This window comes from Eikenella sp. NML03-A-027 (assembly GCF_001648395.1).
GTDB classification, from domain to species: Bacteria; Pseudomonadota; Gammaproteobacteria; order Burkholderiales; family Neisseriaceae; genus Eikenella; species Eikenella exigua.
Genome location: NZ_LXSM01000007.1, coordinates 105,723 through 114,881, shown reverse-complemented (window position 1 = coordinate 114,881; position 9,159 = coordinate 105,723). Strand labels below are relative to the sequence as shown.

Here is a 9,159-nt window from a genome sequence, read left to right as displayed (position 1 = left end):
ATCATGGTTTGCTTCATCTTGCCGCTCCTGTTTGGAAAGGGGAATAAGGGTATTGCCGATGATCTGATTGTAACAAAAAACAAGATATTGTAAACATCTATCCCGCTGCTTGAAGGCTACCTGAAAAAGATAAACAAAACATTTTTGATGTGGACAATATAAGTTGCCCCTGCTTGCCATACGCTCAATCTTGCCCGGCTTCGCCCGCGGTGCGCCGGTTATGCACCCGTTTGCCGCGGATGCTCAGATTACCGGCGGCGAAGTCGGCCACGGCTTGCGGCAGCAGTTGGTGCTCGATTTTCAGCACGCGCGCAGCCAAGGTATTGGCAGTATCGGAATCGTATATGGGCACGGCGCCTTGGGCGATGATGGGGCCGCAATCGAGCTTATCGGTTACGAAATGTACGGTGCAGCCGGCGAGGCGGCAGCCTTCGTCGATGGCGCGTTGGTGGGTATGCAGGCCGGGGAAGGCGGGCAATAGGGAGGGATGGATGTTGATGATTTGATTAGCAAAGCGGCTGCAAAACTCGGGCGGGAGAATGCGCATATAGCCGGCAAGCAGCACGAGGTCGGGCGCGTGGCTGGCCACGAGTTCGAGCATGGCTTGGTTGAAATCGGCGCGGCTGGGGTAGTCTTTGGGATTGAGGGCGGCGGTGCGGATGCCCTGCTCTGTCGCCCAGGCCAGGCCGGGGGCTTGTGGGTTGTCGGAGAGCACGGCGGCGATGTGCAGATTAGGGATATCGGCCTGCACCACGGCCTGCATATTGCTGCCGCGGCCGGAAATGAGGATGACGGTTTTGGTCATGGCGGAATAGTTGGAAAAGTGGTGGGGAATATTTTTCAGGTAGCCTCTTGTGTATGCAAATATCGTATAACCAACTAATAAAAAATAAAAATAACCTCTTTTAAAGTCAGGAACGAAACATTTGGTGCAATCGGCTGGGCTGTGCCGCTCCCTGCTGGCGCAGCCGAACGGAGCGAGGTTTTTCGGGGGACAAGGGCTTGCATGCCCGAAGCGGCGTAGCCGCAAGTTGCAGCTAATCCAGTTTCTCTTTGCGCCCGAAAAACCGCGCGGAGTGAGGGAAGTTTGGCGAAGCCAAACCTGTGCCCGCAGTCGCCTTTCTTTGCTTCCTTTCTTTGGCGAAGCAAAGAAAACGAGGTCTCCGAAGGGGGGCGAGTTTCTGCGGAGCAAAAACGAAACCTTCGCTAGAAGGGTTCGTTTTAACGAAGTTAAAACAAGACCTCTGCAAGAGAGCTTGTTTTTACGCAGCTAAACGAGTGCCCCGCGCCGGCATGAGGCGCAAAGGGGGACAGGACACACATGGCAAAGGCTACCTGAAATCCAAAGCAGTTGCCTGAACCCAACTGATACCTTATAAAAAATAGTTTGCCCTTTTTCAGGTAGCCTGTGGCGTTACTCAGGCTACCTGAAAAGATTAGGGGCAATCAGCCCAGCCGCATCATTTCGATTTGCTCAAGGCTGCGGCCGAGGAAGCGTTCACCGATGGTTTGAAAGCGCAGGGGGATGTCGCTCACATAGAAATGGTAGTCGGCGGGGGTTTGGCTGGGGTTGAGCAGGCCGGCCTCGGCGAGGGCGGCGGCGGTGGCTTCGGCGGTGGTGAGCGCGGAATCCACCAGTGCCAGATGCGGGGCCTCGCTTTGCAGCAGGGGTTTGAGCAGGGGATAATGAGTGCAGCCGAGCACGAGGGTGTCGATGTCTTCGGCAAGCAGCGGCTTGAGGTATTCGCGCACGGTGAGGCGGGTAACTTCGTGCTCGAGCCAGCCTTCTTCCACCAGCGGCACCAGCAGCGGGCAGGCCTGGGAGGGCACGCGCGCCTGCGGATTTTGCGCGTGGATGGCGCGGGCGTAGGCGTTGGAGTTGACGGTGGTGGACGTGGCGATGATGCCGATGCGGCCGTTGCGGCTGGTGGCCAGCGCGGCTTGCGCGCCGGCGGCAATCACGTCGAGCACGGGCATGCCGCCGGCGGTTTGCCGCACTTTGGCGCCGGCCACGGCGGCGATGGTGTTGCAGGCAATCACCAGCGCTTTCACGTCGTGTTGCATTAAGAATTCAACGATTTGCGCGGTGTAGGTTTCGATGGTGCTGCGCGATTTCACGCCGTAGGGCACGCGGGCGGTGTCGCCGAAATAAACGATGTTTTCGTTAGGCAGCCGCTCCATCAGCGCGCGCACCACGGTGAGCCCGCCGACGCCGGAATCGAATACGCCGATGGGGCGCTGCGTGAGGCTGTTCGGTTTCATGTTGCTGGGTTTGCTGTTGCGGGAAAAGGCGTATTGTACACGCGCGGCGGATAAGCGAAAGGCTACCTGAAATCTTTGTATCGATTTTCAGGTAGCCTTTTGAGGTTAATCAGCCTTATTGCGGCGGCTTGTAATCGTGCTGTTCCAGCAAGCGGGTTTCTTCACGCTCCTCTTGCGGGCGCACGGTTTCAAACTCGCCGTCGATGATGTCGCCGTCCGCACCGTAACCGGAAGATCGGTAGTTCTGCCCCATCTGGTTGGGCCGCACCGCCGCCGGACCGCCCTTAATCGGCAGCATCAGCAGCAAAGCCAAAGCAGTGGACACAAAACCGGGCGACATCAACAGCAGCGCCGCCACAATATAGCGCAGCGGCCACAGCAGTTGGTAAAACGACACCTCGCCCCGGCTATTAAACAGCGATCCGGCCAGCATCACCGAAGAAAAACCCAGGTTGCGCAGCATCACCATCCCGGCCATAAACGACAACACCATCAGCAAAAGCGTGGGCATCCCGCCAAGCCGCTCGGCCACCATCACAATCGAAGCCGCTTCCGCCCCCGCCAACAGCAAGAGCCAAATTCCAAGGTAACGCATCGTTTTTTTCCTTTTCAAACAAAGAAATGATTTTAGCTTCGCAGAAACTCCGCCTTAGCCATGTTAAGGCATCGTTTAACGAAATACGCTTCGCTCATTTTCAGGTAGCCTGTTAGCACCAGTAAGCGTAGTATTCGGTTTTTGCATCCAACACTGGGAAACATCATGACTGCCGAACAAATCTACCGGCAATGGCACGAAGCCGCCAAAAGCCGCAACACCGCCGCCCTGCTCGCACTGTATCACGAAGCAGCCGAGCTCGAATCGCCCCTGGTGCCCATCATCCTTAATCAAAACAGCGGCGTGCTGCATGGCAAAGCCGAAATCGGCCGCTTCCTCGAAGAAGGCACCCACCGCCGCCCCAACGAATTGGTGCGCTGGTATCGCAGCGGCCAATACCTTGCCAGCGGCGACCTCCTCGTGTGGGAATACCCGCGCCAAACGCCCGATGGCGAGCAAATCGACATTTTAGAACTGATGCAGCTCAAAGACGGCCTCATCTGGCGCCACCGCATCTACTGGGGCTGGTTCGGTACGCAGATGCTGATTCAATCCGCGCTATCCAAAGCTCAAGCCTGAGGGCACAACAGCCATCCCTATATCTGCCCGCCATACATAAAATCAAGCGGGTATTTTGCAAAGTTTTCCCAAGCCCACTGCATTCAAAGGCTACCTGAAAGGGTCAGCTTCAATCTAGTTTGCGGCAGGCGAAACAAAAACTCCACCGGGCCCATTAAATCTAACGTTTCGTATTGCTCAAATAGCAAGCAATAAATATCGGTTGCGGCCTGCGGATTGAATGCAGAAGGCATAGCCCTCTCCTCGCGCTATATTTTGCAAACAGCCACATCATACCCTGTTCGCACCAACGCCGCCCGACCGGCCGGTTTGTTTACCTGCCGTTTCCTATAGTATGATAGAAGCACTTCTTTACAGCACACTTGAGCACATGCCAAATTTGCTTAGCTCACACTCGCTGTATCTTTCATTTTTCAGGTAGCCCAGCTGCCCCATCACACGGAGCGCTTCATGAAATTCTCTTCCGCCTGCACCGCCCTCTTATGCACCGCCCTCATGGCCGCCTGCGCCGGCACCTCCTCCGGCGATCAATACTATCGCGTGCAGCGCGGCGACACGCTCTACCGCATCAGCCGACGCTTCAACCAACCCGTCTCCCGCCTAATGGCCTGGAACAACCTGAAAAACTCCTCCCAGCTCGAAGTGGGCCAACGATTGCGCGTGGGCAGCGGCACCAACCGCAGCACATCCGCCAGCAATACGCCCAACCGCACAGTAACACGCACCCCGGCCGAGCGTACCAGCGCCGCGCCCAGCAGCCTGCAATGGCCGGTGCGGGGCGAAATCATCACCCAGTTTAACGGCTCCTCCAGCAAAGGCATCGACATCGCCGGCAGCGCCGGTACCCCCGTGAAAGCCGCCGCCCCCGGCCGCGTGAGCTACGTGGGCGAAGGCATCCGTGGCTACGGCAAGCTCATCCTCATCAACCACACCGGCGGTATGCTCACCGCCTACGCGCACAACAGCCAAATCAGCGTGCGCGAAGGCCAGCAGGTATCCGCCGGGCAAACCATCGCCACCATGGGCAGCAGCGGCACCGACCGCGTGAAACTGCACTTCGAAGTGCGCGTAAACAACCGAGCCGTCAATCCGATGGATTATCTGCCGAAATAAACGCTTGGCACATATACACATATAAAGGCTACCTGAAACAAGCTCCGCGCATTGCTGCGAAGCTCATGTTCAGGTAGCCTTTTTTTGCGCCAACGCCCTAGTTCTGTGCCGCCTGCGCTGCCGGCCGTTGCAGATGCCGCTGCATATAGCTTGCAAACGGCTCAACGTTTGGCACCACTTGGGTGCGGAACATGCCCCAAGCCAAGAGGCCGCTCAAATATAAATCGAGCGCACTAAAGTGTTGTCCCACAGCGTATTCGCGGCCGTCGGCCAGCAGGGTTTGCAGGGTGTGCAACACAGTATCGAAATCGCCATAGCCGATAGCGCGGCGCCGATCTTCGCTCTGCGGCACTTGCTGCCAACGGTCGAGAATGGCGTATTCAAGCTGCGTGCCAAACCACAGCCAGCGGTAGTATTGCCCGCGCTCCGGCGTGCCCGCAGCCGGGATCAACCGTTTTTCGGGGAAAAGTTCGGCCAGATAGGTGAGGATGGCGGGCAACTCGGTAATCACTTGCCCGGCGTGCGTAATGGCGGGCACTTTGCCCATCGGGTTGATGGCCAAATAGTCTGCCTCTTTGAGCTGCGGGTAATCCAGCGCTACAGTGTCGTAATCCGCACCGCATTCGGACAGCATCCAGCGTACATTGTTGCCGCGCGAAGGGTGCACGGTATAGAGGGTGATTTTGCTCATGATGTTTCCTTTTTAAAACAGTTTATTATGTTTTCAGGTAGCCTGAAAGTGCAGTCATGATACGCCATGGCTGTGTCAGTTTTTGTCAGCAGCCAAAACCATCGCTGAAACGAAATCAACACTAGCGGCTCAAATCAAACGAGCTCAAATCCAGCCCCTCCTGCTGCCGCCAGCATTGCAGCAGCAGGCGGTGCGGCATGGAATAGGCCGCGCCGATTTGGGCTTGCTTGATGCGGTCGCAGCGGAAATGGCGGAAGGCCTGCCGCAACGTGCACCAAGCCGCCAACAACCGCACATCGTCCAAATAGCCCAGCGCCACCGGCCACACCGTTCGCCTGCTGGCCTGCCCGCGCAAATCCGTATAGCTGAAGCTGAGCGCCGTTTCCTGCCGCAAAGCCTGTCGTACCAGCGCCAACACCTGTGTTTCGCCGCTCCCATACGCCGTACCGCCCATCGGATACACCGCATGCGCCGCCGCCTGCTCGGCCAGGCGTGCCGGCAACACCGTGTGTACCTTGCCCAACACCGCGCGCGCCGCCTCAGCCATTTCGCCGTCGGCATGTGCCGCCGCCCAACGCATGCCCAACATCAGCGCTTCCAGTTCGTTTTCGCTAAACATCAGCGGCGGCAGATTGCAATCCTGCTGCAACACGAAGCCCAAGCCCGCTTCACCGCCAATCACCGCGCCCTGCCCGCGCAAAGTATCGATATCGCGATACACCGAGCGCACACTGATGCCCAACTCCTGCGCCAACAGCCGCGCACTTTTCGGATGGCGGCTGGCGCGCAGCAGCTGCAAAAGTTTGAGCAGGCGGTCGGTACGGCTGGGCATGATGAGTCTCCGGATGATTTTTCAGGTAACCTGACGACTTGAATTGGAGGCTACCTGAAAATAATAGAGATGATACCGCGTTTGCAAACAATCGCGGCAAGAGGCTATATGAAATCAGGCTCCGTCATTTTCAGGCAGCCCCAAGCTCCGCAGCCCGCCGTGAACCTGCTACAATCCGCTTCCCTAGCCAACACCTACCAAGGACAAACCATGCGACTCCTCCACACCATGCTACGCGTCGGCAACCTCGAAGCCTCCCTCGCCTTCTACCAAGAAGTGCTTGGCATGAAACTTCTGCGCCGCAAAGACTACCCCGAAGGCCGCTTCACTCTTGCCTTCGTCGGCTACGGCAGCGAAGACGAGACTGCCGTGCTTGAACTTACCCACAACTGGGATACCGCAAGCTATGACCTCGGCAATGCCTACGGCCACATCGCCATCGAAGTGGAAGACGCCTACGCCGCCTGTGATGCCGTGCGCGCCAAAGGCGGCAAAGTGGTGCGCGAAGCCGGCCCGATGAAACACGGCAACACCGTTATCGCCTTCGTGGAAGACCCGGACGGCTACAAAATCGAATTCATCCAAAAACACGGCCGTGAAGATTAAGGCAATAGGAAAACAATAAAGGCTGCCTGAATTTTTCAGGTAGCCTTTTCAATGATCGGTTTCAGACGGCCGTAAAAACACCAAACACACAGGCAACAATTGCCCATCCCATAATAGATTCAATTAAATTTCAATACAAAGCAGCAAGCCGCAGACGGTACAGAAAGGAGGCAAGGCAAGACAATGCCGTATCGGAAGTTAAGTGAATCTGCTATATCTCTATTTCTTAGGCAGCCTGCACCCTACTCCGCCAAATCCCTGCACAATCTCACCGCCTCGTCCAACCGTTCCACGCCGAAGATTTCCAGGCCGGCAAATTCTTTCCTGCTGCGCGGCATATTGGCTTTGGGCACGATGGCGCGTTTGAAGCCGAGTTTTTCCGCTTCTTTCAGCCGCTCCTGCCCGCGTGCCACGGGGCGCACTTCGCCGCTTAATCCGACTTCGCCGAAGGCCACCATTTTTTCGGGCAGCGGCTTGTTGCGGAAGCTGGACACCATCGCCAGAATCACCGCCAAATCCGCCGCCGGTTCGCTGATTTTCACGCCGCCCACGGCGTTGATGAACACGTCTTGGTCGAAGCAGGCGATGCCGGCGTGGCGGTTGAGCACGGCCAAGAGCATGGCGAGGCGGTTTTGTTCGAGGCCGACGGTAAGCCGCTTGGGCGTGAAGCCGTGCGCGTCGTCCACCAGCGCTTGGATTTCCACCAACAGCGGGCGGCTGCCTTCCTGCGTTACCAGCACGCACGAGCCGGCCACGTCGTCGCGGTAGCTAGCGAGGAAGATGGCGGAGGGGTTGGATACGCCTTTGAGTCCGTTTTCCAGCATGGCGAACACGCCCAGCTCGTTGGCCGCGCCGAAGCGGTTTTTGATGGCGCGAATCATGCGGTAGTTGGAATGCTGGTCGCCTTCGAAATACAGCACGGTATCCACCATGTGTTCCAGCACGCGCGGGCCGGCAATCGCGCCGTCTTTGGTCACGTGGCCGACAAAAATCATGGCGATGCCCATCTGCTTGGCCATGCGCGTGAACTGGGCGGCGCACTCGCGCACCTGCGACACGGAGCCGGGCGCGGAAGTGATTTGGTCGGAATACATGGTTTGAATCGAATCGATGACCACCACGGCGGGCTGGTGCTGCTTCAAAGCAGCCTGCACCGCTTCCAAGCGGATTTCTGCCAGCAGGTGCACGCCGTCCGCATCCAGCCCCAAACGCTGCGCGCGCAGGGCGACCTGTTGCGCCGATTCCTCGCCCGACACATACAGCACTTTGCGTTTTTTCGCCATCAGGGCAACGGCTTGCAGCAGCAGCGTGGACTTGCCGATGCCGGGGTCGCCGCCCAACAAAATCACTGCACCGTCCACCAGCCCGCCGCCGAGCACGCGGTCGAGTTCGCCCATGCCGGTGGGTTCGCGCGGCACTTCGGCGGCGGTAACTTTCGATAATTCCTGCACTTGCGTGGTGTCCGCCGCCCACGATTGGAAACGGGCATTCTTCGGCTCGGGCGCGGCAAGGCCTTCCTGCAAGGTGTTCCACTCGTCGCAGTGCGGGCATTTGCCCTGCCACTTGGGCACGGTGCCGCCGCATTCGGTGCAGATGTAGAGGGTTTTTGGGGCTTTGGCCATGGTATTGTTTTCCTTGTATCTTTTATTTTCAGGTAGCCTTTTTAACTATTGGATGAGGCTACCTGAAAGCTCAGCGGGTTTCTGCCAAGCTCAAATCTGTTTTGCTGAAATTCAGCGTGTAGTTGCGCTCGTTGCCGAACTGTTGCACAGGAGTGAAGCCGTATTGCTCGAGCAATTGGATAAGCTCGGTGCGGCTGAGTTTATCCGCATCTCCGGCGGCTTCGGAAATGGACAGCAGCCCGTCTGGAGCGAGCAGGCGGTGGAACTCGGCGAGGTAGGCTGCTTGTTCGGCCACTTCGCCTAAAACGGTTACCAGCACGATGCGGTGAAAAGAGGCACTGGCAAAGGGAAAGCTGCTGCCGCTGCACAGGTGGTATTCGGCATTGGTAATATGGCGTTTTTCCAGCCGCTGCCGTGCTTTGGCCAGCATTTCGGGCTGAATGTCGGCCAACACCAAGCTGCCCTGCGGCACGGCACGAGCGAGCGCAGGGCTGAAATAGCCCGGCCCGCAGCCCACTTCGAGAATGCGCTGTTGCGGCTGCAACTCGAGCCGGCGCAGCAGCTCAGCGGGGGAAAGCGCCCAGTTGCGCAGGGGGATGAGCAGGGTGAAGGCGAGCTGGTAGGGGAAGAGTACGCCTTTGGCAGTGAGGCCGTGCCAGATGGTTTTAAGGGTGCGGAGCATGGTGGGATTTTTCAGGTAGCCGTTGCGTATTCGGGCAGGCGGATTGTAGCAAACCCTTTGTGCGGCGGTTGACCCGACAAGGGAAAAGTTCTGCCGCGAATACTGCTGCGACCCTAGGTAATGGCACGGCTGCGGCGATGTGAGGCTTGTTTTTTTATGCCGAACTGGCAATAATGC

The 9,159-nt window shown here is 57.8% G+C and carries 11 protein-coding genes; 3 read left to right on the top strand and 8 right to left on the bottom strand.

Features of this window, described 5'->3' with window-relative positions:
* Positions 1-184 precede the first annotated feature (184 nt).
* The 3 genes from purN to A7P96_RS03965 form a co-directional block, all read right to left on the bottom strand.
* The gene (gene purN / locus A7P96_RS03975; RefSeq protein WP_067524916.1) at positions 185-805 is read right to left on the bottom strand and encodes a phosphoribosylglycinamide formyltransferase; all 621 of its coding nucleotides are present in this window, start codon (positions 803-805) and stop codon (positions 185-187) included.
* 641 nt (positions 806-1,446) lie between these two features.
* Positions 1,447-2,262, bottom strand: a complete 816-nt coding sequence (gene murI, locus A7P96_RS03970; protein WP_003821951.1) for a glutamate racemase — start codon at positions 2,260-2,262, stop codon at positions 1,447-1,449.
* 115 nt (positions 2,263-2,377) lie between these two features.
* Positions 2,378-2,857, bottom strand: a complete 480-nt coding sequence (locus A7P96_RS03965) for an FxsA family protein (protein WP_067524914.1) — start codon at positions 2,855-2,857, stop codon at positions 2,378-2,380.
* A gap of 165 nt (positions 2,858-3,022) precedes the next feature.
* Here A7P96_RS03965 and A7P96_RS03960 point away from each other — a divergent pair, with 165 nt between their 5' ends.
* On the top strand, positions 3,023-3,436 hold the full coding sequence (locus A7P96_RS03960; protein ID WP_067524912.1) for a nuclear transport factor 2 family protein: 414 nt from the start codon (positions 3,023-3,025) through the stop codon (positions 3,434-3,436).
* Between the two features lie 83 nt (positions 3,437-3,519).
* Here the strand turns inward: A7P96_RS03960 and A7P96_RS10205 are convergent, their stop codons facing one another.
* Positions 3,520-3,669, bottom strand: coding sequence for a hypothetical protein (locus A7P96_RS10205; RefSeq protein WP_196761666.1), 150 nt, complete (start codon positions 3,667-3,669; stop codon positions 3,520-3,522).
* 217 nt (positions 3,670-3,886) lie between these two features.
* Between A7P96_RS10205 and A7P96_RS03955 the strand changes: the two genes are divergently transcribed.
* Positions 3,887-4,549 carry a peptidoglycan DD-metalloendopeptidase family protein gene (locus A7P96_RS03955; RefSeq protein WP_064105350.1) on the top strand — a complete coding sequence of 221 codons (663 nt, stop codon included), beginning with the start codon at positions 3,887-3,889 and terminating at the stop codon, positions 4,547-4,549.
* Between the two features lie 97 nt (positions 4,550-4,646).
* On the opposite strand, the gene A7P96_RS03950 is transcribed toward A7P96_RS03955, so the two are convergent.
* Both A7P96_RS03950 and A7P96_RS03945 read right to left on the bottom strand, forming a co-directional pair.
* A complete protein-coding gene (locus A7P96_RS03950; RefSeq protein ID WP_067524911.1) occupies positions 4,647-5,240 on the bottom strand; it encodes a glutathione S-transferase family protein in 594 nt (197 codons plus the stop codon).
* Between the two features lie 121 nt (positions 5,241-5,361).
* The gene (locus A7P96_RS03945; RefSeq protein ID WP_067524909.1) at positions 5,362-6,072 is read right to left on the bottom strand and encodes a YafY family protein; all 711 of its coding nucleotides are present in this window, start codon (positions 6,070-6,072) and stop codon (positions 5,362-5,364) included.
* Positions 6,073-6,282: 210 nt separating this feature from the next.
* Here A7P96_RS03945 and gloA point away from each other — a divergent pair, with 210 nt between their 5' ends.
* Positions 6,283-6,678, top strand: coding sequence for a lactoylglutathione lyase (gene gloA / locus A7P96_RS03940; protein ID WP_067442606.1), 396 nt, complete (start codon positions 6,283-6,285; stop codon positions 6,676-6,678).
* A gap of 242 nt (positions 6,679-6,920) precedes the next feature.
* Here gloA and radA read toward each other — a convergent pair whose 3' ends face one another.
* Together radA and A7P96_RS03930 are read right to left on the bottom strand one after the other, a co-directional pair.
* Positions 6,921-8,300 (bottom strand): DNA repair protein RadA, encoded by a 1,380-nt coding sequence (radA, locus tag A7P96_RS03935; RefSeq protein WP_067524907.1) that lies wholly within the window; start codon positions 8,298-8,300, stop codon positions 6,921-6,923.
* Between the two features lie 70 nt (positions 8,301-8,370).
* On the bottom strand, positions 8,371-8,982 hold the full coding sequence (locus A7P96_RS03930; RefSeq protein ID WP_067524906.1) for a class I SAM-dependent methyltransferase: 612 nt from the start codon (positions 8,980-8,982) through the stop codon (positions 8,371-8,373).
* Between the last annotated feature and the right edge of the window lie 177 nt (positions 8,983-9,159).

What these genes read in the sequence shown, in the direction of transcription:
- A7P96_RS03960 (WP_067524912.1), top strand. Translation starts at nt 3,023, where the DNA reads ATGACTGCCGAACAAATCTACCGGCAATGGCACGAAGCCGCCAAAAGC.
- gloA (WP_067442606.1), top strand. Translation starts at nt 6,283, where the DNA reads ATGCGACTCCTCCACACCATGCTACGCGTCGGCAACCTCGAAGCCTCC.
- A7P96_RS03955 (WP_064105350.1), top strand. Translation starts at nt 3,887, where the DNA reads ATGAAATTCTCTTCCGCCTGCACCGCCCTCTTATGCACCGCCCTCATG.
- A7P96_RS10205 (WP_196761666.1), bottom strand. Translation starts at nt 3,669, where the DNA reads ATGCCTTCTGCATTCAATCCGCAGGCCGCAACCGATATTTATTGCTTG.
- A7P96_RS03945 (WP_067524909.1), bottom strand. Translation starts at nt 6,072, where the DNA reads ATGCCCAGCCGTACCGACCGCCTGCTCAAACTTTTGCAGCTGCTGCGC.
- A7P96_RS03965 (WP_067524914.1), bottom strand. Translation starts at nt 2,857, where the DNA reads ATGCGTTACCTTGGAATTTGGCTCTTGCTGTTGGCGGGGGCGGAAGCG.
- murI (WP_003821951.1), bottom strand. Translation starts at nt 2,262, where the DNA reads ATGAAACCGAACAGCCTCACGCAGCGCCCCATCGGCGTATTCGATTCC.
- A7P96_RS03950 (WP_067524911.1), bottom strand. Translation starts at nt 5,240, where the DNA reads ATGAGCAAAATCACCCTCTATACCGTGCACCCTTCGCGCGGCAACAAT.
- purN (WP_067524916.1), bottom strand. Translation starts at nt 805, where the DNA reads ATGACCAAAACCGTCATCCTCATTTCCGGCCGCGGCAGCAATATGCAG.
- A7P96_RS03930 (WP_067524906.1), bottom strand. Translation starts at nt 8,982, where the DNA reads ATGCTCCGCACCCTTAAAACCATCTGGCACGGCCTCACTGCCAAAGGC.
- radA (WP_067524907.1), bottom strand. Translation starts at nt 8,300, where the DNA reads ATGGCCAAAGCCCCAAAAACCCTCTACATCTGCACCGAATGCGGCGGC.